The 26,280-nt window shown below is 56.6% G+C and carries 27 protein-coding genes; 13 read left to right on the top strand and 14 right to left on the bottom strand.

The window, feature by feature from the left end; all coding sequences use genetic code 11:
• Positions 1–155: 155 nt before the first annotated feature.
• A complete protein-coding gene (locus CU103_RS14840) occupies positions 156–2,060 on the top strand; it encodes an ABC-F family ATP-binding cassette domain-containing protein (RefSeq protein WP_106664784.1) in 1,905 nt (634 codons plus the stop codon).
• 6 nt (positions 2,061–2,066) lie between these two features.
• On the opposite strand, the gene CU103_RS14835 is transcribed toward CU103_RS14840, so the two are convergent.
• Together CU103_RS14835 and CU103_RS14830 are read right to left on the bottom strand one after the other, a co-directional pair.
• On the bottom strand, positions 2,067–2,738 hold the full coding sequence (locus tag CU103_RS14835; RefSeq protein WP_106664782.1) for a GNAT family N-acetyltransferase: 672 nt from the start codon (positions 2,736–2,738) through the stop codon (positions 2,067–2,069).
• Positions 2,739–2,745: 7 nt separating this feature from the next.
• Positions 2,746–4,179, bottom strand: a complete 1,434-nt coding sequence (locus tag CU103_RS14830; protein WP_106664780.1) for an MFS transporter — start codon at positions 4,177–4,179, stop codon at positions 2,746–2,748.
• A 117-nt stretch (positions 4,180–4,296) separates the two neighbouring features.
• Here CU103_RS14830 and CU103_RS14825 point away from each other — a divergent pair, with 117 nt between their 5' ends.
• Positions 4,297–4,932, top strand: coding sequence for a helix-turn-helix transcriptional regulator (locus tag CU103_RS14825; protein WP_245448810.1), 636 nt, complete (start codon positions 4,297–4,299; stop codon positions 4,930–4,932).
• Here CU103_RS14825 and CU103_RS14820 read toward each other — a convergent pair.
• From CU103_RS14820 to CU103_RS14800, 5 genes are read right to left on the bottom strand one after another with little or no spacing between them, the layout of a single operon-like run.
• Entirely contained in the window at positions 4,911–5,459 is a 549-nt protein-coding gene (locus tag CU103_RS14820) for a GNAT family N-acetyltransferase (RefSeq protein ID WP_170117039.1), read from the bottom strand. The two genes, CU103_RS14825 and CU103_RS14820, sit on opposite strands and share 22 nt — an antisense overlap.
• Positions 5,459–6,049 carry a hypothetical protein gene (locus CU103_RS14815; protein WP_106664775.1) on the bottom strand — a complete coding sequence of 197 codons (591 nt, stop codon included), beginning with the start codon at positions 6,047–6,049 and terminating at the stop codon, positions 5,459–5,461. Before CU103_RS14815 ends, CU103_RS14820 begins: the two co-directional genes overlap by 1 nt.
• A 10-nt stretch (positions 6,050–6,059) precedes the next feature.
• Positions 6,060–6,509, bottom strand: coding sequence for a DNA polymerase III subunit chi (locus CU103_RS14810; protein ID WP_106664773.1), 450 nt, complete (start codon positions 6,507–6,509; stop codon positions 6,060–6,062).
• Between the two features lie 12 nt (positions 6,510–6,521).
• On the bottom strand, positions 6,522–7,148 hold the full coding sequence (locus CU103_RS14805; RefSeq protein WP_146147802.1) for a glutathione S-transferase family protein: 627 nt from the start codon (positions 7,146–7,148) through the stop codon (positions 6,522–6,524).
• 5 nt (positions 7,149–7,153) lie between these two features.
• Positions 7,154–8,650, bottom strand: a complete 1,497-nt coding sequence (locus CU103_RS14800; RefSeq protein WP_106664769.1) for a leucyl aminopeptidase — start codon at positions 8,648–8,650, stop codon at positions 7,154–7,156.
• 285 nt (positions 8,651–8,935) lie between these two features.
• Here CU103_RS14800 and CU103_RS14795 point away from each other — a divergent pair, with 285 nt between their 5' ends.
• The 6 genes from CU103_RS14795 to rsmA all read left to right on the top strand — a co-directional run bounded on the left by CU103_RS14795 (position 8,936) and on the right by rsmA (position 16,504).
• Positions 8,936–10,141, top strand: coding sequence for an LptF/LptG family permease (locus CU103_RS14795; RefSeq protein ID WP_106664767.1), 1,206 nt, complete (start codon positions 8,936–8,938; stop codon positions 10,139–10,141).
• Complete coding sequence (lptG, locus tag CU103_RS14790; protein ID WP_106664765.1) at positions 10,138–11,226, top strand: LPS export ABC transporter permease LptG; 1,089 nt, start codon at positions 10,138–10,140, stop codon at positions 11,224–11,226. The genes CU103_RS14795 and lptG overlap by 4 nt, the downstream gene beginning before the upstream one ends.
• A 1-nt stretch (position 11,227) precedes the next feature.
• Positions 11,228–13,567 carry an LPS-assembly protein LptD gene (locus CU103_RS14785; protein WP_210203764.1) on the top strand — a complete coding sequence of 780 codons (2,340 nt, stop codon included), beginning with the start codon at positions 11,228–11,230 and terminating at the stop codon, positions 13,565–13,567.
• Between the two features lie 137 nt (positions 13,568–13,704).
• The gene (locus CU103_RS14780) at positions 13,705–14,661 is read left to right on the top strand and encodes a SurA N-terminal domain-containing protein (RefSeq protein ID WP_106664761.1); all 957 of its coding nucleotides are present in this window, start codon (positions 13,705–13,707) and stop codon (positions 14,659–14,661) included.
• Positions 14,658–15,686, top strand: coding sequence for a 4-hydroxythreonine-4-phosphate dehydrogenase PdxA (gene pdxA / locus CU103_RS14775; protein ID WP_106664759.1), 1,029 nt, complete (start codon positions 14,658–14,660; stop codon positions 15,684–15,686). The genes CU103_RS14780 and pdxA overlap by 4 nt, the downstream gene beginning before the upstream one ends.
• Positions 15,683–16,504: a 16S rRNA (adenine(1518)-N(6)/adenine(1519)-N(6))-dimethyltransferase RsmA gene (gene rsmA, locus CU103_RS14770; protein ID WP_106664757.1), complete on the top strand. Its 822-nt coding sequence runs from the start codon at positions 15,683–15,685 to the stop codon at positions 16,502–16,504. The genes pdxA and rsmA overlap by 4 nt, the downstream gene beginning before the upstream one ends.
• Here the strand turns inward: rsmA and gmk are convergent.
• From gmk to fabD, 7 genes are all read right to left on the bottom strand, one after another.
• Positions 16,501–17,115, bottom strand: a complete 615-nt coding sequence (gene gmk / locus CU103_RS14765) for a guanylate kinase (RefSeq protein WP_210203768.1) — start codon at positions 17,113–17,115, stop codon at positions 16,501–16,503. The genes rsmA and gmk overlap by 4 nt on opposite strands.
• A gap of 32 nt (positions 17,116–17,147) precedes the next feature.
• On the bottom strand, positions 17,148–18,035 hold the full coding sequence (locus CU103_RS14760) for a YicC/YloC family endoribonuclease (protein ID WP_106664754.1): 888 nt from the start codon (positions 18,033–18,035) through the stop codon (positions 17,148–17,150).
• Positions 18,036–18,078: 43 nt separating this feature from the next.
• Entirely contained in the window at positions 18,079–19,308 is a 1,230-nt protein-coding gene (mltG, locus tag CU103_RS14755; protein WP_410010311.1) for an endolytic transglycosylase MltG, read from the bottom strand.
• 75 nt (positions 19,309–19,383) lie between these two features.
• Positions 19,384–20,646: a beta-ketoacyl-ACP synthase II gene (gene fabF / locus CU103_RS14750; protein ID WP_106664992.1), complete on the bottom strand. Its 1,263-nt coding sequence runs from the start codon at positions 20,644–20,646 to the stop codon at positions 19,384–19,386.
• 110 nt (positions 20,647–20,756) lie between these two features.
• Positions 20,757–20,993 carry an acyl carrier protein gene (locus tag CU103_RS14745; RefSeq protein WP_091880344.1) on the bottom strand — a complete coding sequence of 79 codons (237 nt, stop codon included), beginning with the start codon at positions 20,991–20,993 and terminating at the stop codon, positions 20,757–20,759.
• A 277-nt stretch (positions 20,994–21,270) separates the two neighbouring features.
• Positions 21,271–22,008, bottom strand: a complete 738-nt coding sequence (fabG, locus tag CU103_RS14740) for a 3-oxoacyl-[acyl-carrier-protein] reductase (protein ID WP_106664751.1) — start codon at positions 22,006–22,008, stop codon at positions 21,271–21,273.
• A 13-nt stretch (positions 22,009–22,021) separates the two neighbouring features.
• The gene (gene fabD, locus CU103_RS14735) at positions 22,022–22,966 is read right to left on the bottom strand and encodes an ACP S-malonyltransferase (protein ID WP_106664749.1); all 945 of its coding nucleotides are present in this window, start codon (positions 22,964–22,966) and stop codon (positions 22,022–22,024) included.
• Between the two features lie 423 nt (positions 22,967–23,389).
• On the opposite strand from fabD, the gene CU103_RS14725 reads away from it, so the two are divergent.
• From CU103_RS14725 to rplI, 5 genes are all read left to right on the top strand, one after another.
• Positions 23,390–23,611, top strand: coding sequence for a type II toxin-antitoxin system HicB family antitoxin (locus tag CU103_RS14725; RefSeq protein ID WP_245448807.1), 222 nt, complete (start codon positions 23,390–23,392; stop codon positions 23,609–23,611).
• Between the two features lie 265 nt (positions 23,612–23,876).
• The gene (gene rpsF, locus CU103_RS14720) at positions 23,877–24,302 is read left to right on the top strand and encodes a 30S ribosomal protein S6 (RefSeq protein ID WP_106664746.1); all 426 of its coding nucleotides are present in this window, start codon (positions 23,877–23,879) and stop codon (positions 24,300–24,302) included.
• Positions 24,302–24,550 (top strand): 30S ribosomal protein S18, encoded by a 249-nt coding sequence (gene rpsR / locus CU103_RS14715; RefSeq protein WP_106664745.1) that lies wholly within the window; start codon positions 24,302–24,304, stop codon positions 24,548–24,550. Before rpsF ends, rpsR begins: the two co-directional genes overlap by 1 nt.
• Before the next feature lie 146 nt (positions 24,551–24,696).
• Positions 24,697–25,668 carry a DUF2232 domain-containing protein gene (locus CU103_RS14710; RefSeq protein WP_106664743.1) on the top strand — a complete coding sequence of 324 codons (972 nt, stop codon included), beginning with the start codon at positions 24,697–24,699 and terminating at the stop codon, positions 25,666–25,668.
• A gap of 26 nt (positions 25,669–25,694) precedes the next feature.
• Positions 25,695–26,264: a 50S ribosomal protein L9 gene (gene rplI, locus CU103_RS14705; RefSeq protein WP_106664741.1), complete on the top strand. Its 570-nt coding sequence runs from the start codon at positions 25,695–25,697 to the stop codon at positions 26,262–26,264.
• Positions 26,265–26,280: the final 16 nt, after the last annotated feature.

Raw genomic sequence — 26,280 nt, 5'->3', positions numbered from 1 at the left:
ACAGGTTGGTTGCAGGGAGATTTAGGATGCGAAATTGGTGATTGCCTTTTGCAGTCGAACAATTTCCCTCGTGGTGAGCCTCGTCGAACCATGCACATCAGATATGCAACACGAATACCTTGCGGAAAAGGCAATTCCCGTGCAAAAGCGCGGCCATGCTTATTCTTGACGACATATCCGTGCGTATGGCCGGCCGCCTGCTGATCGATCACGCCAGCTTGAACCTGCCATCCGGCACCAAGGCGGGCCTCGTTGGGCGCAACGGCGCGGGCAAATCCACGCTTTTCAAGGTGATAACCGGCGAGCTTCACGCGGAAACCGGCGATTTCTTCCTGCCGAAAAATATCCGTATCGGCCAAGTCGCGCAGGAAGCGCCAGGCACCGAAGATTCGCTGATCGAAATCGTACTTGCCGCCGACGCTGAACGCACCACCCTGCTTGCCGAAGCCGAAACGGCAACGGATCCCCATCGCATCGCCGATATTCATATCCGGCTGGCCGATATTGATGCCCATTCGGCAGAAGCACGCGCTGGCGCCATCCTTTCCGGTTTGGGTTTCGACGCCGAAGCACAAAAGCGCCCCGCCTCGTCCTTCTCAGGCGGCTGGCGCATGCGCGTCGCTTTGGCCGCGGTTCTTTTCGCCGAACCCGACCTTCTGCTCCTCGACGAGCCGACGAACTATCTCGATCTCGAAGGCACGCTATGGCTCGAGGATTATGTGCGGCGTTATCCGCACACGGTTATTCTCATCAGCCATGACCGCGATCTCCTGAACTCAGCAGTCAATTCGATCATTCATCTGGACCAGACAAAACTGACGCTATGGCAGGGCAATTACGACCAGTTCGAGCGACTGCGCAGCGAAGCGCTCGAGCTGCAGCAAAAGCAGCGCACCAAGCAGGAAGCGCATCGCAAGCACATGGAAGCGTTCGTGGAACGCTTTCGGGCGAAGGCTTCCAAGGCCAAGCAGGCGCAGTCCCGTTTGAAAGCACTGCAGAAGCTGAAGCCGATCTCCGCTGTCATCGAAGATCACGTGCAGCCATTTCATTTTCCGGAACCGGAAAAGGTGGTGGCATCGCCAATCATCGCGATTGAAAGCGGCGAAGTCGGTTACGCACCCGGCAAGCCTATCCTTCGGCACCTCAATCTACGCATCGATGCGGACGATCGCATCGCGCTGCTCGGCTCGAACGGCAATGGTAAATCGACGCTGGCCAAGCTGATCAGTGGACGTCTGCCTTTGCAAGGCGGCAAGATGACCGTGGCGCCGAACCTGAAGATTTCGTTCTTTGCCCAGCATCAGCTCGACGATCTCATTCCCGAAGACAATGCGATCGAGCATGTGCGCAAATTGATGCCCGACGCCCCGGAAGCCAAGGTGCGTGCCCGCGTTGCACGGATGGGACTTGCCACCGTCAAGATGAACACGGCCGCGAAGGATCTTTCAGGCGGCGAGAAGGCGCGGCTGCTGATGGGCCTCGCAACCTTCCAAGGCCCGAACCTGCTTATCCTCGATGAGCCAACCAACCATCTCGACATCGACAGCCGTGAAGCGCTGATGCATGCGCTCAACGATTTCGACGGCGCAGTCATCCTGATCGCCCACGACAGGCATCTGATCGAGGCGACCATGGACCGGCTGTGGCTGGTGCGCGACGGCGGCGTTGCACCCTATGATGGCGATCTCGACGCCTATCGTTCGCTGGTTTTGGCCGACGCCAAAGCCGAGCGGACTGGCAATGGCAAGATTGCGACTGACGAAGGCCAGAAGCTGACAAAAGCCGAGCAGCGCAAGCTTGCCGCGCAGAAGCGCGAAGCCCTGAAGCCTCTGCAGAAGAAGATCCAGGAAGCCGAGGCGCAAGTGCACCGCTTCCAGAAAAAGATCGATACGCTGCAGACTCAGCTTGCCGATCCCATCATCTACACGCGGGAGCCCGCCAAGGCGACGCAGATCGGCAAGGAGATCGGCTATGCGAAATCGTCGCTCGCTCGCGCCGAAGAAGAGTGGCTGACACTTTCGAGCGAGTATGAAGAAGCGATGACGGAGCTGGCGCAGTAGCGCCGGTTACCCCCCGGATACTACCGCTGGAATAACGGCGGTCGTGTAAAGTGAGTGCAGCTGCCAGCCGAGCGTCTCGTACAGTGCCCGGCCATCCGGAGTTGCCACCAGCGCCGCACGACGCACGCCTTGGTCGTGCGAAAGCGTTTCAAGCTGCTTCATAAGCGCACGGCCAAGCCCCTTGCGGCGGTGGTTATCGTGCGTACGAATCCGGTCATAGACCGCAAGCTCACCCGGAAAACCGATCCGTCCCGTCGCTGCAATCTCACCGCTCCCATCGAGGACATTCACGATGGTGACGCCGGCGTGCTGCTGATGATCGAAGACATATCCATCCGGCAGGCAAGCAGGTCCACCCGGCATCGGTCCGGAGAGCAGCATCATGAATCCGGGCGATTCAAGCCGCCAAGGTTGCGGCAGATTGGTCCGGACAATTCCCGGTGGCGCACAGACTTTAAGGAAGACAAACGGTTCGGAAATTGTCTCCGCATGCTGGCGGACATGATCGGAATAGGCCGCGAACACATGCCGCCGCTTCTGGTCCGGCAGACCGACTTCAATGCGATAGCCACCGTTCGCGAAAACGGGCGCTGTCACCTGCCGTGTCAGCGCCCATCCCTCGACCCAAATCCTGACCACCGCAGGATCGGCCTTCAAATCGCGTTCATCGATTGCCATCGGCCACCTATAGCTGTTTCTGCATTTCGATCGCCAGCAGATTTTGTTTGCGAAGCGGCAAGGCATAGCCTGCAATGAGTGCACCAATGCCAATGACAGTCGATACGATGAAGATCGCGATCGTGGCCCCGCGCAAAGCATCCGGTGTCGTCGCTTCCGGATATCCCACGGCATTGGCAGTTAGTCCGGCGACGGCGGCGCCGATCGCATAACCCGCGGATTGCAGGGTCGGTAGCAGTGCCGAAGCGCGATCGCGCTCGCCGCTGCGCGCCGATTCCATGACTGCCTGGCTGAGGAAGCCCCAACTCACGCCAAAACCCGTACCGATAAAGATCTGTCCCAGCATCACCACAAGCGGCATATCGAGTGAAAAGCCGAAGACGATGACGGCAAGGCCGGTAACAAGCAATGTGGGTCCCAGGCGGATCAGCCAGGCCCGGTAGCGCGGATCCTGAATATTGGCGACGAAGATCGCACAAGTACTCCATGCGATGGCGAAGGTGGCGTTGAAAGCACCCGCCTTGGTCGGGCCGTATCCCCAGAGATCCTGCAGAGTCATGACCAGATAGACCGAGGTTGAAGCTTGCGCTACCGGCATGAGCAGGACGATCCACAGCCCAATGCCGACGGTGGAGTTCAGCGCGAAGGCATCGGATGGGAAAAGCGGCGCGCGACTGCGCCGGTCGACAGCAATGACCGCGGCCAGCATCGCGGCCGCGCCGAGCACGAACAGAACCTCCAGCATGATCGCCTGCATAATACTGGCGAGCGCAACGAGCATAATGCCACAACCGATGGCAGCCAGCCGCAGAAAGGGAACAGAAAGCCGCGCGACCTCACCGGAAAATTTGGGCACAATGCGGAAGACCAGCGCAATAAAGATCAATGCAAGCGGCACATTGACCAAAAACGCGGCGCGCCACGACAGGTGCTCGGTCAGCAGCCCGGAAACCAGCGGCCCGCCAAAGGCGGCAACGGCCCAGACAACGGCTTCCGCACCAAACACCTTGGCAACGAGACGCGAAGGAAAGAGCTCGGGAATGAGCGCATAACAGGTGGCGGCGATGATACCCTCGCCCAAGCCCTGCAGGGCGCGGCCGATCAGGACCTCTGTCATCGACGAAGCGAAGGCGGCGATGAGGGTTCCGGCAAGGAACACAAGCGCCGAGCCGACCAAAGCCGTGCGCGCACCAAGCCGCGCTTTGAGCAACGCACCGCTGGCACCGCCGACAATGGAGAGGACGAGATAAAGTGTAAAAGCCCAGGAAATGAGTTCAAGCCCGCCAATCTCCCGGACGGCTGTGGGCAGCGAGGTAGAAACGAGAAAGCCGTTGAAGGCAAACAGCGCCACACCAAGGCAAAGCGTCATTGTTGCCGCCGAATAGCGAGGGCTCAAGAGTTCCGACCAGCTGGTACTGCCGGTTTCAGGCGCGTCATGCATGGCATTTCCTCAATTTAACAAGTTTTTTGTTTTTATATTCCTCTTAATAAAACAAGCAATAGCTTTTTAAATTTTTCTTGCTATCTTACGACCATGCAGGATCGCACGACAAATCGCATGCTCTATTCGCTGAAGGTTGCCGGGCCGCTGACAGCGGCCGCGCTCGGTGAACGGCTTGGAATTACTCCGGTGGCAGTGCGGCAAATGCTGGCTCGCCTCGGTGAAGATGGTCTTGTCGGTTTTGAAGACAGCCGGGAAAGCGTTGGGCGGCCAAAGCGTTACTGGCATTTGACCGACGCAGGCAACGCCCAGTTTCCCGACAATCACGCGGCACTCACGGCGGAAATACTCGCATCCGTCTCGGCAGTGTTCGGTGACGCCGGGCTCGACAGTCTGATCTCTCATCGGGAAAAGGCCACACTGAATCAATATCGTGCAGCGCTGGAGCCACTCGATTCCATAGAAGCCAAGGTCCGGCAGTTGGCTGAAATTCGCTCCGCTGAAGGCTATATGGCCGAGGCCAAGCACGAGCTGAACGGTGATCTTGTTCTGATTGAGAATCATTGCCCGATCTGTGTTGCGGCAAAAGCCTGTCAGAAGCTGTGCCGCTCGGAGCTGGAAGTCTTTCAAGGAGCCTTAGGGCCGGATGTCGAGATCAGTCGGTTCGAACACATACTGAAAGGCGCGCGGCGTTGTGCATATCGCATCACCGAAAAGCAGCCGGATAATCCTCAACTGGCGATGAAGCTGTAGAGCATCGGGCTCATGAAACTGTTGCCGACGCGCCAATAGTCCCGCAGCGGTCCGCCTTCACATTGAAATCCGAGTCGTGTTACCAGCCTTATCGACGGCGCATTGTCCGGATGGATGATCGCCGCGATGCGCCGCGTCTTCAGGTTATCGACGCAATGCGTTATCAGGGCCTGAACGGCTTCGCTCATCAAGCCAAGGCGATGCCAGTCCGCGTTGAGAATATAGCCAATTTCCAGCCTGCGGTTGCGCGCTTCACGATGATGATAATTGACCATGCCAATGCACTCATCGGTTTTCGCGTCCGCAACCGCCCATGCGATCGATTCGTAAGGTGACGTGGTCTTGGCGAGAATCCGCACCCAGCGCCGGGTCTCCTGAATGTTTTCGCAGGCCGAAAAATCCCAATAGCGCACCAGCCTCTCATTGCCGAGACACGCATGCAGACCGGCATCGTCTTTCGGCTGGAATTGGCGCAGGCGCAACCGTTCGGTCAGGATGGTTGGAAAAGGAGTTGCCTGATCGGCCATCACCTGCCCCATTTCGGTGGTGGAATTTCATGGCTCGCAGCCTTGCGGCCACGGCGCAGACGAACAAGGCCGAAAATACTGATAGCAATCAGGGCAATGCCCGCAGGTACGGCGCGCCGGTCGAAGCCGATCACATCCCTGCGCAAGACGAGATCGACTTGCGCTACTTCCAGGCCATCATAGTCGCCCGGACCGATGGTGAAAACATGCTCGCCGTCTTCGACCGGGTCGATGTCGCCGATACTGTCGCGATAGACCTGCGGGCCTTGCGGCGAACCCTTGTTGGTTGCCTTGGAACTGACATAGGTCAACGTCTTGACGAGAACATCCTTGCCCTGACGCGTCACGACAGCAGTCAGGGCCGTACGTCCTTCTGAAGGGACGAAATTGCGCAGGGGCTGCATATCGACGAATGCGCGTACCGGCGCGTCACCCTTCTTCAGGTTAACGGTGACAGGCTTGTAGGGGCCCGGACGGTCGTAAACACGCCAGGAGCCCAATTCCTCCCCCGAAAAATTCGTCGCAACCCAAGGATACCCCACCCCGAGCACGATCCCAACAACCAAGAGGAGCAATAGAACGGGCCGCATCAATAATCTCTCAAGCTTTCTTTTCCCAACGCCCTTCGGCGTTCTGTTGCCAGTAAGTCAGCGTGTGACCCTGCTCCTTCAACAATTTCCATTGTGCCCGCGCCTGCTCCAGTTGCTGCTGATCGTGGCCATCGAACATCAGCACCAGCCGATCATAGACCCCGACATTGTGCGGTTCTGCACCATCGACGAGGAAGCGCACCGTTGCACCATTTGGATTGCTGTCACCCGTGGTCAGTATGATGGGCTGCTCTTCGGGATGCGGCTCCTGATCGGTCGCATGGGCCAGGAAGGAGGCATCGGACCAGGTCCACAGGTGGTTGTCGAGACTGTCGCGCCGCTCCTCCGAACCGGTCTGAATGACGACCTTCCACTGACGTTCGAGCGAGCGTTCAACCAGACCGGGCAGCGCATTTTCCAGCGTCGATTCAGTCAGATGATAGAAGAGGATTTCGGTCATTTGCGCTCGGGGTCAGAATTTCGTGTGTTTCGATCGGGTCTTTGCCATGACTGGTTCCATTCGAAAGCCATTCCACCATTCGCGCAAGCGAGGGCATTCGTCAATCAGGGCCGTTCCTTGCGGCACACTGTCTGCGGCTCCAAGCACGCTGGCAAGATAGAATGTCGCCAAGGTCCAGCGGTTGAAACACGCATCGGGCGAGGTGTCAAAGAAACCGTCCAGCACCCCAAGAGCTTGGCGTGATTTCTCAAGGGCCTCCTGCGCCGGTTCCAGCCCCTCACGCCACCAGACTGGAACGTATAGCCCCCAAACCAAGGGACGATAGGCATAATTATCGACTATCCGCATGATCTGGCGCATGCGTGCAGCCGTTTCAGCATCTGAGGGCGTCAGCGCCGGGCGTTCAATGACCGCGTCGATGTAGTGGACGACGGCGTCGGTTTCATAAAGACGCACGCCGTCCATTTCTATCGCCGGAATACGTTTGAAGGGATGCCGGAGATTGTAATCTTCCGGCAATCTACCTCCTTCAAACGGATCCGTCTCAATCAGCACAAACTCGACCTCCTTTGCCAAGAGGACAAGCCGCACCATGCGGGTATAGACACTTTCCTCGGTTCCGTAGAGTCTGACCTCCACCGAATTTACCCCTCGAAATGGTCTCGAACGAGCCGATCGAGAAGGCGCACGCCGAAGCCCGAGGCCCACGATTGATTATACTCCGTCGCCGGTGAGCCCATAGCCGTTCCGGCAACATCCAGATGCGCCCAAGGCGTGCCACCAACAAAGCGCTGCAGGAACTGTGCAGCGATGATGGCGCCACCATGGCGGCCACCGATATTCTTCATATCGGCGTTCTTGGTGTCGATCAGCTTGTCATATTCATCGCCGAGCGGCATGCGCCACAGCTTTTCACCAGTCGCCTGACCGGCGTCGAAGAGTTGTCCCGCGAGCACATCATCGTTGGAAAAGAGGCCTGCACGGTAGACGCCAAGCGCCACCATGATAGCACCAGTCAGCGTTGCGAGATTGATCATGAACTTTGGATTGAAGCGTTCGTTGCAATAATAGAGTGCATCGGCGAGAACAAGACGCCCTTCGGCGTCGGTATTGAGAACCTCGATGGTCTGACCGGACATGGAGGTGACAATATCGCCCGGACGCTGAGCATCGCCATTGATCATGTTTTCGACAATGCCGATGATGCCGACCACGTTGACCTTGGCCTTGCGTGAAGCGAGTGCATGAATGAGGCCCGTAACGGCCGCGGCGCCACCCATATCACCTTTCATTTCGTCCATGCCAGCGGCGGGTTTGATGGAGATACCACCCGAATCGAACGTGACGCCCTTGCCGACAAAAGCAATCGGCTTATCTTTGCCCTTGGCGCCATGCCATTCCATGACAGCCAGGCGCGCCGGACGCACAGAGCCCTGCGCGACACCCAGCAGCGAGCCCATGCCAAGCTTCTTCATGTCCTTTTCGGTGAGGATTTCGACCCTGACGTCCAGTTTTTTCAGTTCCTCAACACGTTCGGCAAACTCGACGGGACCGAGGATATTGGCGGGTTCGTTGACGAGATCGCGCGCTAGAATCACACCCTCTGCCACGGCCTCCGCGTTGGCGAAGGCTTTTTTCGCGGCTTGGGGATCGGCTACATGGATGGTGATCTTTGCAGCAAATTTCTCTTGCTTCTCGCCGTCGCCATTGTCTTTCTTCGTCTTGTATTTGTCGAAGGTGTAAGAGCGCAGCAGCATGCCAAGCGCAAATTCGGCGGCATTTTCGGCCGTGATGCCGGCGCCGGGCAAGGCGAGAACGACCGCCACGTTCTTGGCGGTGCCGATCTTTGAAAGCGCCGCGCCGCCAATTTTCAGCCAGTCATCCCCGTTCAGTTTGGCCGGATCGCCGGCGCCGGCCAATATTACCCGCTCCAGTTCCGTACCCGCGGGTGCAATCGTCGAGAGGGTCGCCGCCAGTTTTCCCTTGAATTCCGAGACATCGATGATACGCGACAGCAATGCTGGTCCGACAACAGATTCGGCTTCTGCAGCGACTTTGCCTTCAGCGGCAACCAGCAAGATTGCAGTGCCGCTTTCGACGGCTGCAAATTTGGCGAAACTGATGGATGGACGTTTGGACATGATATCTCCAGATGAACAAAAATGTGACTTTCCTATTCATCAGAACTGATGAATGGAGGGGTTAACGACGAAGGGGTTGGCTAAGGCCTTGTTAACCAGCTTTCTTCGCCTATTTTTAGCCAAGCCTGACTAGAGTGAACATATGTCGGGTTTGTTGAACATGTAACGGGTTCGTCCCATAGTGCGGCAAAATAATGCCATGGCTCCCATGGCATAGATGAACGGTCGGACACGCGCGAACGGCTGGTCGAACAAGGTGGCGGAACTCTCTTTGCGAAACATGACATGCGCCTGATTGAGATATACATCTTGCGACGGATCGTCGTCATGTTTTTTGCGGTGCTGCTTTCAGCGGTCGCAATTACATGGATCGTCCAGGTCCTTGGACGAATCAACTTCCTCACCACCAGCGGTCAGAGCTTTTTCTATATCCTTAAATTCAGTTCGAACCTGCTCCCCAATGCCTTCCCCATCGTCATGCCGTTTGCACTCGTCATTGCTGTGACGCAAACGCTTTCGACGATGAATCAGGATTCGGAACTGGTGGTGATCAATGCTGCCGGCGCGCCGCGTTCTGCCGTGATCCGGCCCGTCATGCTTTTTGCAATCGTTATCGCGATCGCGTCGTTCCTGATCGCCAACTTCGTTGTGCCCTACTCCCAGATGAACATGCGCCAGATGGTGGCGGATGCGCGCGCTGACGTCATCAATCTCGTCGTTCAACAGGGCACGTTCAAGGAACTCGACAAAGACCTCTATCTCCAGATCGAGAACCGCGATTCCAATGGAGCGATCAAAGGCCTTTTCGTTTCAGATTCGCGAGATAAAACCACCGACCTGATTTACTACGCCAAGGACGGCCTGGTTGTTGAAACCGGCGCTCAAAGCTTGTTGATTATGAAGGACGGCGAAATCGATCGCCGCGATGTCCAGACGGGCAATGTTTCGATCATCAAATTCAATACCTATGCGCTTGATCTTGCGGCTTTCCTCTCGTCGGACGACAAGGAAGTCAGTATTTTCCCGAAGGATCGTCCTCTTGATTATCTGTGGAATCCGGATCCCAATGACAAGCAGTATCAGCAGAGGCCGCTCCGCTATACGTCGGAGCTCTACAAACGTTTGTCGGATTGGATGTATCCCATTGTCTTTGCTCTAATTTCCCTGGCCGCAGCAGCAGATTCCCGGTCGCATCGCGAAGCACGCATATCTGCCTCTTTCACCGCGATCACCTTGAGCCTCATTGTATTCTGGCTGGGATATTCGACAGGTCAGAGCACGGATAAGAATGCTTCATTGCTACCCTTGCTCTTTGCTTTTCCGATTCTTGCCGCTCTCTCAGCGACATACGCGCTCGCCACCAATCGCCAGATTGGCGTACCGGTGACATGGACCAATTGGGCCAGGAATACTGTCGCGTCACAACAGACGGCATTCGCCGGTGCAGTAGCAAAATTATTCGGGCGCAAGCGCGGAGGATTCAGGAAATGATCGGCTGGACCCTCGGGCGTTATTTCTTTCTCCGCTACGTGGTAATCACCACCTATTTCCTGCTTGGAAGCTTCGCACTCGCTCTTATCCTCGATTTTACGGAACTGTCCGGCAAATTGTCGTCTCTGCCGGATTATTCCGCGATCCAGGCATTCGGCCTGTCGGCAATGCGCATACCCTATATCATGCAGCAGGTGTTTCCATTCATTGCGCTGTTTGCCGCGATGGCGACACTCATATCCCTCAACAGGAAATATGAGCTGGTCGTCGCCCGCTCCGTCGGCGTCTCGGCATGGCAGTTTCTCTTGCCCGCGTGCACCGGCGCATTTCTGTTCGGACTGGCCGCTGTTCTGGTCGTCAATCCGCTGGCCGCTTGGGGCTTTGAGAGAAGCGAACAGATTACGGCTAACTGGCGCGCCGGAAAAGCCAATGATGTCTCGGCCGATCGCGTGCCCTGGTTGAGACAGAAGACCGAGGACGGAGAGACGATTATCGGCGCTAAATCGATCGTCAACCGGGGGTTGCGACTCATCGATGCCACGTTCATTCGCCTCGACAAGAATCAGGACATTCTCGAAAGGCTCGACGCTAAAACCGCTGACCTCGAAGACGGTTTCTGGCGGCTGAACGATGTGACGAAATTCGTGTTGGGCGAGACCCCGGTTTCTCAAGCAACGGCGCAAATTCCAACGCATCTTCGCCCTGAATTCGTTGAAGAAAGCCTCGCCCGCCCCGAGACGATACCTTTTTTTGAGCTGCGTAACAAAATTGCCGCAGCTCGCTCTTTTGGCTATCCAGCCAACGCTTTTGACATGCATTTCCAGTCTTTATTGGCTTTGCCCGCACTCCTGATGGCGATGACTTTAATCGCTGCAACCGTTTCGTTGAAATTTGTACGTTTTGGACAATCGGGAACGATGATTCTGGGTGGCGTCCTCGCAGGCTTCGTGCTTTATGTCGTCACTGTTGTGGTCAAGGCATTTGGTAATGCGGGATTCGTCCCGCCTTTCATTGCAGCATGGACACCCGTGTTGATTGCGACGTTCTTTGGGGTCTCCTTTCTACTGCACAAGGAGGATGGTTAGAGTGGGATTGAATGTAACGCGCTCGGTGTTGCCGACGTGGTTTGCACGCCTTGCGTGTGGAACGGCGGTGCTATGCCTTGCGGGCGGGATTTCGCTCCCAGCCTATTCTCAGACGAGTGATGCGCTCGTCGGTAATATTCAGACGGATCCAAATGCTCAATTGCTGCTGGAGTCGGATGAACTCATCTATGACATCAACGCCAAAACCATCTCAGCGGTTGGCGGTGTGCAGATCGATTATGATGGCAACAGGCTCGTTGCGCGTCAGGTCACCTATGACCAGAATACCGGCCGCCTGAAAGCGATGGGCAAAGTTGAGATCGTCGAAAAAGACGGCAACAGGATTTATGCGGACAATCTTGATATTACCGACGATTTCCGCGAAGGTTTCGTCAATGCATTGCGCGTCGAAGCGGCCGACAATACACGTTTTGCCGCCGAGAGTGCCGAGCGTATCGGCGGCGAACTGACAACGTTCAATAACGGTGTCTATACCGCTTGCGAGCCCTGCCGCGCGAAGCCGGACAAAGCGCCCCTGTGGCAGGTTCGTGCGCAGAAGATCGTCTGGAACGGCAAGAAAAAAACCATTCGCTTCGAGCGTGGCCGCTTCGAGATGTTCGGTATGCCGCTGGCATTCCTGCCGGCTTTTGAAATTGCCGACCCGACAGTGAAGCGCAAGAGCGGCTTTCTGATGCCGAGCTACACCCACGAAACCGAACTTGGTTCTGGCATCAGCGTGCCCTACTTCTGGGCCCTGGCTCCAAACTATGATTTGACCACGACCGGCACATATTACACGAAGCAAGGATTCCTTGGTGAAGCAGAATGGCGTCACCGGCTTGCTAACGGCGCCTATAGCATCAGGCTTGCAGGCATCAGCCAGCAAGATCCGAACGAGTTTAGCGATAGCGAGCCGGAGGACCAATCCAAAAACCGCGCGATGATCGGCACGAGTGGGGCATTCCGGATCAATCCACGCTGGTCATACGGCTGGAATATCATGGCCCAAACGGACAAGGCATTTGCCTATCGTTACGGGATTGAGAACTACGACGGCTATAACATCACCAACCAGGTCTATTTGACCGGCCTGCACGATCGTAATTACTTCGACCTGCGCTTCTATCAGTTCCTTGTGCAGGAAAGTATTCCGGATTCCAATCCTAGCGCGTCGGAACCCAAGCAGCCATGGGTTCTGCCAAGCCTTGACTACGCCTATACGCCGACGCAATCCGTCGCCGGGGGCGAGCTGAATGTCGATGTCAATCTGCAGAATTTGTATCGTGACAGAGAGGACGGCACTGCTCCAACGGGTCTGACACGCAGTGGATATTTGTCCGGCGTTGAGGGCAATGACGGCCGGATTACCGCCGAAGCGGAGTGGAAACGCACGTTCATTTCTGACTACGGTCTCGTTATCACCCCCCTTCTCGCGCTCCGCGGTGACGGGATGTATGTCAATTCTGACTCGATCGGCGTTACGCGTTCAGAGGCTTTCCGTGCGATGGCAACCGCCGGACTCGAAACACGATGGCCAATCCTGTTCTCGACCACCAGTTCGACCCACGTGCTTGAGCCGACGGCGCAACTCTTCGTTCGCAACAATGAACCCTACGCGGGCAAAATGCCGAACGAAGATGCACAAAGCTTCGTGTTCGATGCGTCAAGTCTCTTCGATCGAGACAAGTACTCCGGATATGATCGCGTGGAAGGCGGCACCCGCGCCAACCTCGGCCTCCGCTATTCCGGAACATTCAACAATGGCTGGTCGCTCAATGGTATTGCCGGCCAATCGTTCCAACTGGGCGGCCTTAACTCCTTTGCAACGAGCGACTTCGTCAACGCCGGTGCGGAATCGGGGCTCGAATCAGCACGTTCCGATTATGTTGCAATGATTGGTGCCACGCATGGTGCTTTCACCCTGACAACAGGCGGCCGCTTCGACAAGGACACGTTTGACGTCAGACGCGCGGAAGTTGCGAGCACTACTTCCGGCAAGTATGGAACGCTTTTCGTCAAGTATGCCTTCATCGATTCGCAGCCCACATACGGTTTCGCCAATGACAGGCAGGAAATAACTGTTGGTGGATCGGCAAAAATTACACCGAATTGGCGTGTCCTCGGCTCCGGAACCTATGACATGGTTTCCGATACACTTGTAAAGCGGACAGCGGCATTGGCGTATGACGATGAGTGCTTCACATACATGATGTATTATCAACAGGAGCAGCCTGTCACCGCCAGCGGCGGAGAAGGCGATAAAACCACCAAGTTCGGCTTCAACATTTCGTTCCGGACCCTGTGGGAATTTGGCAAGCCGGTCGATATCGGGGGTATCTAACCACTTGCGAGAACTGGCCGCACTTGCGGCCAGTCATGCTTTTGCCTTAGTAAAGCGACAATAAGTGGGTCAAGCACCCCAACAACGAAGCTGAAATCCATTCGGCACGAATACTATACGATCGGAAATAGTGAGAAATGATGGTGAGGAAGCATATTCTTGCAGCAGCTGTTGCCACCGCATTGAGTTCTGCCATGACAGTTGGCCTAACTTTGCCGACTGCCGCGAGCGAAATCAAGATTGTCGTCAATGGAGCTCCAATCACCGATTACGACATTGCGCGGCGCGCGGCATTTCTGAAACTCCAGCGCAAGAAGGGCAATCTTACGCAGCAGGCGCGCGACGAGCTGACCGACGAGGCATTGAAGCGTCAGGAACTGAAACGTCTCAATATGCTCGTTTCGGACACCGAAGTGACTGACGCCTTTGCACGGTTCGCCACCAACAACAAAATGACGATTGCCCAGCTTACTGGTGTACTCGACAAGTCCGGCGTCACACCGGGACACTTCAAGGAATATATCCGTCTTCAGATGAGTTGGGGACGTGCGCTCTCCGCGCGTAACCGCACACCGGGTGGTGGCGCCAAGGTGAGTGAGCAGGAAGCGGTGCAGCGCATGCTTAAAGACGGCGGCAAGAAGCCAGTGTCGACCGAGTATCAATTGCAACAGGTCATATTCGTCGTGCCTGCCAACAACAAAGGCATTCTGCCCAAGCGCCGCAGTGAAGCCAGTGCCCTGCGCGCACGCTTCAGTGGCTGCAACACAACACGTGATATAGCCAAGGGGACTCTCGACGTCACCGTGCGCGATCTTGGTAAATTCATTGAACAGGAGTTGCCGCCAGAGTGGTCGAAGCAGGTCACCTCTACGCCGGTTGGCCAGGCCACCGCGATCCAGGACACGGACAAGGGCGTCGAATTTCTTGGAATTTGCTCAACCCGCCAGGTTTCCGATGATCGCGTTGCACGTATGGTCTTTACCCAGGAGGATGCGGCTGCGGCAGGCGCTGGCAAGCAGGACCCAACAGCAGCAGCAGTCGACAAGAAATATCTCGATGAATTGCGCAGCAAGGCGAAAATCGTCAACGAATGATCACCGCCGCACTCGCCGTCAGTTCCGGTGATCCGTCGGGCGTAGGCCCGGATATTGCCATCGCTGCGTGGCTATTGCGTGAGAAAATGCGGCTTCCAGCATTTTTTCTTCTTGCTGATCCGGAATTGATCGCCGCGCGCGCCGCCCTCCTCGGCTTGAAAATTCCGTTGGAAATCACGGCACCTGAGGCGGCGGCCGATGCATTTGCACACGCCTTGCCGATTGTCGCGCTGAAAAATCGTCAATCAAATCAGCCGGGTGTACCGCTCAAGCGGAATGCAGCCGGAACGATTGAGGCTATCGAAGAGGCCGTAGCTCTTACCCTTTGTGCGAGAGCCCGTGCGGTTGTGACCTGTCCAATCGCCAAAAAGCCGCTCTATGAGGCTGGATTCCAGTATCCCGGGCATACAGAGTTTCTCGCGCATCTCGCGGGCCAACACCTGGGGCGTGAAGTGACGCCGGTAATGATGCTAGCGGGCCCGTTGCTTCGGGCAGTTCCCGTAACCATCCATATTGCTTTGAGCAATGTCCCCGCTGTTCTTGATACGGCGACCATTCTGACCGTCTCCCGGATTACCGCCCTTGCCCTGAAGGATCAATTCGGCATTGCCAATCCGCGACTTGCGATTGCCGGGCTTAACCCGCATGCGGGCGAACACGGCACCATGGGCATGGAGGATGAGCTTGTCGTCCGTCCCGCAGTAGAAACACTGCGTTCAGAGGGCATCGATGTGAGGGGGCCTCTCCCGGCGGACACAATGTTCCACCCCGCGGCCCGGGCAACCTATGATGCCGCCATCTGCATGTATCATGACCAGGCGCTGATACCGGCAAAAACATTGGGCTTTGATGACAGCGTCAATGTCACGCTTGGCCTGCCTTTTGTGCGCACCTCTCCGGATCATGGCACTGCGTTCGATATCGCAGGTTCAGGCAAAGCCAAGCCGGATAGTCTGATTGCCGCCTTGCGCCTTGCCGACGAACTTGCATCGCACCATGCGCAGCAAAAGCACCCCGCTGCATGAGTATCGACACCCTTCCCCCATTGCGAGAGGTTATCGATCGCCATGAGCTCATGGCGAAGAAATCGCTTGGCCAGAATTTCCTGTTCGACCTCAACCTCACTGCCAAGATCGCTCGGCAGGCGGGCGATTTGCAGGGACAGACGGTTATCGAAGTTGGCCCTGGACCAGGCGGCCTTACGCGCGCTCTGTTGGCTCAGGGGGCCAACGTCATCGCCATCGAACGTGACGAGCGTTGTCTGGCCGCATTGCAGGAAATCTCCGACCATTATCCCGGGCGTCTTCGTGTGGTCGCCGGGGATGCACTTGAAACCGATTTCGAAGCGCTGGCGGGAGACGACAAGGTAAAGATCATTGCCAATCTTCCCTATAATGTCGGCACACAATTACTGATCGGCTGGCTGCTTGCCGAACCGTGGCCACCTTTCTACGCATCGCTGACGCTTATGTTTCAGCGCGAAGTGGCCGAGCGCATAGTCGCCCGGCCCGGCGCAGACGCCTATGGCCGTCTGGGTGTGCTGGCCGGCTGGCGAACGGAGGCGAAAATTACCTTCGATGTCCCGCCACAGGCCTTTACCCCGCCACCCAAGGTTACTTCATCCGTGGTCCACCTGGTGCCACGCGCCGAACCACTGGCCTGCGACGCCGCCACGCTTGGCCGCGTTACCCAGGCAGCCTTTGGGCAGCGACGAAAGATGCTGCGCCAGAGCATCAAGCGGCTCGGCGGTGAGACACTGCTCACGAAGGTAGGTATCGATCCGACGCGCCGGGCGGAAACGCTCTCGATTGACGAGTTCGTAGCCTTGGCTAACGCGCTCTAGAGCTTTTCGTCCAGCAGATTGCTGACAAAGTCGAACAGACCAGGACAACGGTCACGGCGCAGGCGTTCAGCTGTTACAATGGACTGGACCTGATGATAGGCCCGATTCAGATCTTCATTGACGATGACGTAGTCATAGGCACGCCAACGCTCGATCTCGTTGCGCGCATTGCGCAGGCGCATGTCGATCACTTCCTCGGTGTCTTCGGCGCGCCGATGCAGGCGCTGCTTTAGATCGGCCATGGATGGCGGCAGAATGAAGATGCTGACAACGTCGCCCTTCATCTTATCCTGCAATTGCTGGGCACCCTGCCAATCAATATCGAAAAGCATATCCTGACCATCGGCAAGGGCGTTTTCCGCTGCCTCGCGTGGTGTGCCATAGAAATTGCCATGAACTTCTGCCCATTCGATCAGTTCATCACTATCGCGCAAGCGTTCGAACTCACGTACCGAAATGAAATGATAGTGTACCCCGTCAATTTCGCTGGGCCGACGCGGACGGGTAGTCACGCTGATCGACAACGCCAGTTCGAGTTTCTCTTTATCGTTAAGCAACAGGCGGGCAATCGTCGACTTCCCTGCCCCGGAGGGAGACGACAGGACGAGCATGAGACCGCGTCTTTTGATGCTGTTCGGCATGGCTACTCCAGATTCTGTATCTGCTCGCGCAATTGATCCACAACAGCCTTCAGGTCAAGCCCGATCGTTGTAATGGAGGCTGCATTGGCCTTCGAGCACAGCGTATTTGCCTCGCGGTTAAATTCCTGCGTCAGAAAGTCGAGCTTGCGGCCTACACCGTTTCCTTCATCGAGAAGGGTTCGAGCGGATGCGACATGCATTTCGAGACGGTCGAGCTCTTCCTGGATGTCGGCCTTCGTTGCCAAGAATGCAGCTTCCATATGCAGCCGGGCCTCATCAAGGGCCGGAGAGGCATCAAGGAGGACCGCAACCTGGGAGGCCAATCGAGCGCGAATAGCATCAAGCGAGCGGCTGGGGTCGAGCCTTGCCTGTTGTACCAGCATCTCAACCGTCGTAATTTGCACCCTCAAAATCTCGCCAAGGGCTTTGCCTTCTGCCTCGCGATTGTGAGCCAATTGAATGAGCGTTTCATCCAGCACCGCGAGAACCGCGCCTTCAAGCTCGGCTTGAGCTTCCGGCCCGATAACCTCTTGCGGCACCTCAAGAACTCCGCGTAGGGCCATCAGACCTTCGGGCGTCGAAGCCGCAAGCCCATACTCTTCGCGCAAGTGCGCCGCAATCGCAGCCAACTCCTTTAACAGCGGTTCGTTGACCATTGATTTGGCAAGACCAGCACTTCTTTCGACCGTCAGTGCGGCTTGAAAGTTGCCGCGTTTGAAATGCTGGCTGAAAAGGTTGCGCGCTTTCTGCTCAATGGCTTCCAAGCCTGCGGGCAAGCGGAAGCGTACGTCCAACCCCTTGCCGTTGACAGATTTGATTTCCCACGAGATCTGCGCACCTGCGCTGGTCCGGAGGTGACGGGCAAATCCCGTCATGCTTTGCAAAGACATCTTTCCCCCACAAAAGGCCTGATCAGGTCAGACCTTTCCAATTCTAATTGCCGCTGCCAGCGTCCGGCGAGGCGTTATTGTCTCCGGTAGCCGCCTTGGCTGCTTCGTCCAGACGGTTCTTTTCTACCTCGCGCCAGCGCTTCACATTATCATTGTGTTCTTCAAGCGTCTCGGCAAACACATGCCCACCGCTGCCATCTGCGACAAAGTAGAGATCTTTGGTCTGCGACGGATGAGCAACGGCCTCCAATGCATCGCGGCCGGGATTGGCAATTGGGCCGGGTGGAAGGCCATTCACGGTATAGGTGTTGTAAGGCGTTGGCTTTTCGAGATCTGACTTGAGTATGGGCCGGTCGGCGGGTTTTCCCTTGCCGCCGAACAGACCGTAGAGGATGGTCGGATCCGATTGCAGACGCATGCGCTTGTTCAGCCGATTAATGAAAACGGCGGCGACGCGCGGACGTTCATCGGCCTTTCCAGTTTCCTTCTCAACGATGGAAGCCAGCGTCACAAACTCTTCAATCGTCTTTAGCGGAATAGTGGGATCACGGCGCTCCCAGATATCTTCGACAAGTTTCTTCTGATCCGCCTGCATCTTCTTCACGAGTTCTTCGCGGGTCGTGCCGCGAGAGAAGCGCAAAGTATTTGCAAACAGCGAACCTTCGTTTGGCAGGACGGCTGGCAGGTCGCCGGTGAGCACATCGTCTTCGCGAATACGCTGGAACGTCTGCTCGACGGTCAATCCCTCGGGGATCGTCAGCGAATGGAGAACCGACTTACCGCTCCGCAAGAGATCCATGATTTCGCGCATGGAGGCCTGTGCCTTGATCTCATATTCTCCCGCCTTCATGTCCCGCTGGTAGCCATAGGCCTGAACACCGTACTTGAAAACACGAGCATCGGTAATGATGCCACGCCGCTCAAGCCCGTCTGCAATTTCGATTATTCCGGTGCCGCTTTTGACGACGTAGTTGGTGGTAACCTCTGTCGGCCCGGGCGCGTTGAATGCTACCTTGCCGAAATAGACCGCAGCGGCCGCAACGAGTACCACCAGAACAACGAGTGACAACAGGAAATTCGCGAATACGACAATCTGGCTGCGAGCACGGCGGGAGCGCTTTTTTGGCGCAGGCGGCGGTGTGCCGGGCTCGGGGCGCAATGCTTCAGAGGCCGATTGTGGAACAATCGGCTTGCGCTCTGGCATGCTGCCAGCACCTGAACCGTTTGTCTCTCCAGATTCTTGATCTGAGCTCACACAAGCACCTCTGGACATGTTATCCGGTCCGACTGCCGGTAGAATCGATTGCGAATATGGCGAAAGCGCGAAAGCGCTTGCGCCATTAATCAATCACTGCTGGTAACGCCGCAGCACGAGCGAGGCATTGGTGCCGCCAAATCCGAAGGAATTGGACAGCGCGATATCGATCTTGCGTTCCCGCGGCTTGTGCGGAACCAGATCGATCTTGGTTTCCTTGGATGGCTTATCCAGATTGATGGTTGCCGGAGCGATATTGTCACGGATGGCCAGCGCGCAGAAAACCGCCTCGGTCGAACCGGCAGCCCCGAGGAGATGGCCGATGGAAGACTTGGTGGACGACATCGATATCTTCGATGCCGCATCGCCGACAACGCGCTCAACGGCACCGAGTTCGATCGTATCGGCCATGGTCGATGTACCATGTGAATTGATGTAGTCGATATCGTCGGGCGTGATCCCGGCGCGCTTCAATGCCATTTCCATGCAGCGCTGCGCACCGTCGCCATCTTCGGACGGCGCGGTGATATGATACGCATCGCCGGAAAGGCCGTAGCCAATCACTTCGGCATATATCCTGGCACCACGTGCGAGAGCATGCTCCAGCTCCTCAAGGACAACGACACCGGCGCCCTCGCCCATGACGAAACCATCGCGGTCATCATCATAGGGACGGGATGCGGCGGTCGGATCGTCATTGCGCGATGTGGACAAAGCCTTGCAAGCAGCAAAGCCGGCCAACGAAATCCGGCTGACCGGCGACTCCGTACCACCGGCTACCATCACATCCGCATCGCCGAAAGCGATCAAACGCGATGCGTCGCCAATAGCATGCGCACCGGTTGAGCAGGCGGTAACGACCGCATGGTTCGGGCCGCGCAGCTTGTGCTTGATGGAGACGTGCCCGGAAGCAAGATTGATCAAACGGCCAGGAATAAAGAAGGGAGAGATACGGCGGGGCCCCTTGTCGCGCAGCGTATAGCCTGCTTCGACAATACCTTCGAGACCGCCAATACCGGACCCGATCAGAACACCCGTCCGAATCTGGTCCTCATCGCTTTCCGGTGCCCATTTGGCATCGGCAAGCGCCTGATCGGCAGCTGCAACGGCGTAAATGATGAATGGATCGACCTTACGCTGCTCTTTCGGCTCCATCCAATCGTCCGGATTGAACGTACCATCTGTCCCGTCGCCTACCGGAATCCGGCAAGCGATTTTGCAAGGCAGGTCTTCAACTTCAAATTCAGTTACACGCCGGGCACCGCTTTGGCCGGCAAGAAGCCGCGACCAGGTGGCTTCAACCCCAGATGCAAGAGGAGACACCAGCCCAAGGCCGGTTATGACAACACGCCTCATGGCCGATCCTTCAATGTCATACGCAACATGATTGTTTCCGGCCCCATGCATGAACGAGCAAGGCAGAGTACCTTATATCACGATCCATGCGATGGCGAGCCGAACGAAACTCAGGCAGATGCTTTGTCGATGAATTTGACGGCATCGCCGACTGTCAGAATCGTCTCAGCAGCATCGTCCGGGATTTCAACGCCGAACTCTTCTTCAAAAGCCATCACGAGCTCGACAGTATCAAGGCTGTCTGCACCCAGATCGTCGATGAAGCTCGCACCATCGGTGACTTTCTCGGCATCAACGCCCAGATGTTCAATAACGATTTTCTTGACGCGTTCTGCAGTATCACTCATGTGGAAACCTCAACCTGTTGTTTTTCTCTATGCCTTGGTTAGCGGCACGGATGACTCTAATCAAGCAATAAGATGGTCATTTCACCCTGTTTAACAGCTAAAACACCCATCCTCGCGGCTCTTTTCCTTGCGGAATTGAAAGGGCATCAAATCGGTTTGATTACCCAGACTGGTGCGCGACTTATCACGCTTTATTCGCAGCCTCAATCTCATAAATGTGATTGTGGACAATACCCACCGTACCGCCAGGCGCAATCGTGCGACCCAGGCAGTCGGCTTAGATCATTGCCATGCCGCCATTGACATGAATCGTCTGGCCCGTGACGTAGGCAGCTTCGCTACTGGCGAGGTACACAACCGACGATGCAACCTCGGCGCCAGTGCCCATGCGGCGCATCGGAATGGCCGACATGATGCCCTCCTTCTGCTTGTCGTTGAGCTTGTCGGTCATCGCCGATTCGATGAAGCCGGGCGCGACGCAGTTGACGGTGACATTGCGGCTGGCAATTTCCTGCGCCAAAGATTTTGAGAAGCCAATCATCCCTGCCTTCGAGGCCACATAGTTGGTTTGCCCCGGATTGCCGGTCACGCCCACCACAGAAGTAATATTGATGATCCGGCCGTAGCGCCGGCGCATCATCGGGTGGGTAAGTTCGCGGGTCAGACGAAAGACAGCGGTGAGATTGACCTCAAGCACATTGTCCCAGTCGGCATCACTCATACGCACGAAAAGCCCGTCTTTGGTGATTCCTGCATTGTTGACGAGGATTTCAACGCCTTCCAAATCAGCTTCGGCCTTTTCGCCAAGCGCCTTGACCTCATCTCTATCGGAAAGGTTAGCCGGAAAGATCTTGACGCGTTCGCCGAGTTCAGCCGCGAGAGCTTCAAGCTTTTCGACACGTGTGCCATGCAGACCAACGATAGCGCCCTGGGCGTGGAGCGCGCGCGCTATGGCCTCGCCAATTCCACCTGTCGCACCTGTGATAAGAGCCTTACGGCCTGTGAGATCAAACATTGCGGGTTCCTTTTCAAGCGTTCAGGGCAGCTACCGCCGCATCGATATCCTCCGGGGTGCCCACGGCTACACCGGAAATGTCCTTATTAATACGGCGCGCAAGACCAGTCAGCACCTTACCAGCACCGATCTCATACAGCGTAGTCACATCATTTTCGCCAAACCATTGTACAGTTTCACGCCAGCGCACCTGTCCTGTTACCTGTTCGACCAGCAAAGCAGCGATCTCGTCTGCGGACGTCACCGGAGCTGCGCGCACATTGGCGATGAGCGGGACAACGGGATCGCGCTTGGTGACACGTGCCAATGCCTCGCGCATGGCTGCAGCCGCTGGCTCCATCAGTGCGGAATGGAAGGGGGCAGACACCGGCAGCATGAGGGCGCGCTTTGCACCCTTCGCAGTCGCGAGTGCAGCAGCGACTTCTACGGGCGCCTTTGCTCCGGAAATAACCAGCTGGCCGCCGCCATTGTCATTGGCGATCTGAACGGGACCTTGTTTGGATGCTTCGGCACAAATGGCTTCGACATCTTCATGTTCAAGACCGATGATGGCGGCCATTGCACCCTCGCCCGCGGGTACTGCCTTCTGCATGGCATTGCCACGAACGCGCAGGAGCCTTGCCGTATCGGAAAGCGAGAAAGTACCGGCTGCGCAGAGTGCAGAATATTCGCCGAGCGAGTGACCCGCGACAAAGGAAACCTTGTCCTGCAAAGACACACCTTTCGATTCCAGCACTCGAAGAACCGCGATAGACACGGCCATCAGCGCCGGCTGCGCATTGGCCGTCAGCGTCAATGTTTCTTCCGGTCCATCCCAAATGATTGAAGAGAGCTTTTCGCCAAGCGCCTCATCCACCTCATCGAAGACGGCCTTGGCTTCGGCAAAATTCTCCGCCAGCGCCTTGCCCATGCCTACGGCCTGGCTTCCCTGACCCGGAAAGGTGAATGCAATGGACATGTGCGATGCCTCCAGTGAACCTATAGCGCCAATCTGCCGCGCGATGTGCCTATAGCCAAGCGCGAAGTCAAGCTTTCATGCTAGGATGGCCCGACACCAGACTACCCAGTGTTAGCCTAAGTGATAGATTGACTGTGGTCGAATACCCTTCTCTTAGTTGTCCAAATCTATTTGTTGCGGTATTCGATGAGCAAACGCCTTGAACAGATGCGCTGGAATCCGAAGGCAGACTGGCGCATTGAAGATGTACAGGCGGTTTGTAAAGAGTTTGATATTTTTTGTGAGAGGTCTCGCGCCGGTAGCTCGCACTATAAGATCACGCACGCTTCACAAATTGAGATTCTCACCATCCCTTTTAAAAGCCTATCAAGCCTGTATATATCAGGAAACTCTTAGAGTTTGTCGAAGCTGTGAGGAATGCGCGTGACCTATCGTAAATATCCGGTCGTTGTTTCTCCCCTCGCTGATGAAGATGGCGGCGGCTTCGGCGCCTATGTACCTGATCTTCCTGGCTGCATGAGCGATGGCGATACGCCTGAAGAGGCCGTGCATAATGCATATGACGCCATCGAAGCTTGGATTGAGGCTCCCAGTGAACTAGGGCGGGAAATCCCAGCTCCATCGCACAAGCTGACATTTGCCTGATAAAAACGGCATCCTGAGAAAATCCCTCTGCCGGGTTGCTTCTTGGAACGTTTGCCCGTATAAGCCGCCCGTTCATTGCTCGGCGTCAGCTGGGGGCTGAACGGAGGGCCGGATTACAATCCGTCGAAGCGTAAAGCTTCAGCCTCCCGTGTCTCCGCTCTCGATCGTCTCCATCAGCGTCCTTTCTTCCCCGGTCACCCGGCAGAGAGATTCGCAGAGGTTTACCGTTGATTTCGGGCAATATTAACGAAGAAAGGCAAAGACAATGGCTCTTTATGAACATGTGTTCCTTGCTCGACAGGACATTTCGCAGCAGCAGGTCGATGCGCTTGTAGAACAGTACAAGGGTATCATCGAGACCAATGGCGGCACAGTCGGGCGTATTGAAAGCTGGGGACTCCGTGCCCTCACCTATCGTATCAACAAGAATCGCAAGGCGTATTATTCGCTGCTCAACATCACTGCTCCTGCAGCAGCCGTTGCCGAGCTCGAGCGCCAGCAGCGCATCAACGAAGACGTCCTGCGTTTCATGACGATCCGCGTTGACGAACACGAGGAAGGCCAGTCGGCCATGCTCGCACGGCGTGACGATCGCCGCGACCGCGACGACAACAAGTTCGGTGGCCGCGATGACGACCGTCCGCGCCGCCCACGCCGTCCACGTGACGAAGCCGGTGAAGGAGCAGAATAATGGTTGACATCAATCAGATCCCGACCCGCCGTCCGTTCCATCGCCGTCGCAAGACCTGCCCGTTCTCGGGTGCCAATGCGCCGAAGATCGACTACAAGGACATCAAGCTCCTGTCGCGCTACATTTCCGAGCGTGGCAAGATCGTTCCTTCCCGTATCACGGCCGTCAGCCAGAAGAAGCAGCGCGAACTCGCCAAGGCGATCAAGCGCGCCCGTTTCCTCGGCCTGCTGCCTTACGTTGTAAAGTAAGACCTATTGAAGGCGGCTGGATTAGTCCCGCCGCCTTCTTCTCTCCATCCGCGATGGGCGCGGGTCTGGCGAACTGGAAAACCCAAGTTGAGGAACTGGTTGAAAAACCGCCTCTAACTGCTTTGGTAAGCAGGACAGCGAGTGAAATGAACCTAACTGCAAGAGATATTGGTGTTGGATTGTTGGCGGGGCTCGCGGCCGCGCTTCTGTCGGTTGGCGTTATTACGCAATCGACCCTCGCCATGGCGCTGCTGCTATTCTCGCCGCTGCCAATCTTTGTAGCCGCACTCGGCTGGGGCACAGCCGCAGGTTTCATCGCAGCCCTGTCAATGGCTGTTGCCGTTTCTGTGCTTGCCGCGCCGACCGCTGCGCTTATCATCGTTCTGATCACTGCCCTTCCTGCTGCCGCTGCCTCCTATTTCACCGGTCTGGCCCGTCCGGCGGAAGAAATCGGCGGGCCAAAGGATGTCACCGTCTGGTATCCGCTTGCCGATACGCTGCTGCGGCTTGCCCTGATCGTTGGCGCAAGCTTTATCGCCATTGGTGTCATGATCGGTTTCGGCGACGATCTTGCTGGCGAACTCGCAAAGTCGCTGGGCCAACAATTGGCAGCTAGCAATCCGGACCTTGCCGCGAATGCCGACGTTGCGCAGAACATGGCACTGTTCGTGGTGCGCGTGCTGCCTGCTCTGCAGCCAGCCGTATGGGTGATGATTATTGTCGCCAATCTCTATCTGGCACTGCGACTGACTGCGGTTTCCGGCAAGTTGCGCCGGCCAAAGGACGATTGGCCGCGCGCGCTGCGCATGCCTCGCCCTGCGCTGGTTATTTTTGCTGTCGCCTGCGCCGCCTGCTTTCTGCCGGGCGGTCTGGGCTACGCAGCTACAGCGGTTGCCGGGGCGCTTGGTGCCGGGTTCATGATGGCGGGCTTTGCCATGCTGCACGCAAGGACACGCGGTGCGCCGTGGCGCCCGGTGGCGCTATGGTTCGCCTATCTTGCCGTCATGCTTTTTGCCTTCGTGCTCTTCCTCTTCCTTCTGGCCGGTCTGTTCGACACGTCGCGCAACGCACCGGTCTCGAAGGCTGCGAATACAACACCACCCAATAATGACAATTGAACATCAGACCTTGAAAGGAAATTAAAATGGAAGTCATTCTTCTCGAACGTATCAGCCGCCTTGGCCAGATGGGCGAAACAGTCAAGGTGAAGGACGGCTTTGCCCGTAACTTCCTCCTGCCGCAGGGCAAGGCGCTTCGTGCCAACGAAGCCAACAAGAAGAAGTTTGAAGGCCAGCGCGCCCAGCTCGAGGCCCGCAACCTCGAACGCAAGACCGAAGCCCAGGCAATCGCTGAAAAGCTCGACGGCAAATCATTCATCGCCGTACGCTCTGCTGGCGAAACCGGCCAGCTCTACGGCTCGGTTTCGACACGCGATATCGCCGACCTGATCACTGCTGAGGGTTTCTCGATCAACCGCAACCAGGTTGAACTGAACACCCCAATCAAGACCATCGGCCTCCACAGCATCGTTCTGGTGCTGCATCCGGAAGTTGAAGCAACGGTCACCATCAATATTGCCCGTACGGCCGATGAAGCCGAACGTCAGGTAAAGGGTGAAGATCTCACCTCGGCCGAGGCGATCTATGGCATCGAGGAAGCTCCACTTTCCGACGAATTCTTTGATGAAGATGAAGAAGGCGAAGAAAACGCCTGATTTTACTCGATAGATC

It is taken from the genome of Phyllobacterium sophorae (assembly GCF_003010965.1).
Classification (GTDB): Bacteria; Pseudomonadota; Alphaproteobacteria; order Rhizobiales; family Rhizobiaceae; genus Phyllobacterium; species Phyllobacterium sophorae.
This window is presented reverse-complemented; position numbering and strand designations above follow the sequence as displayed.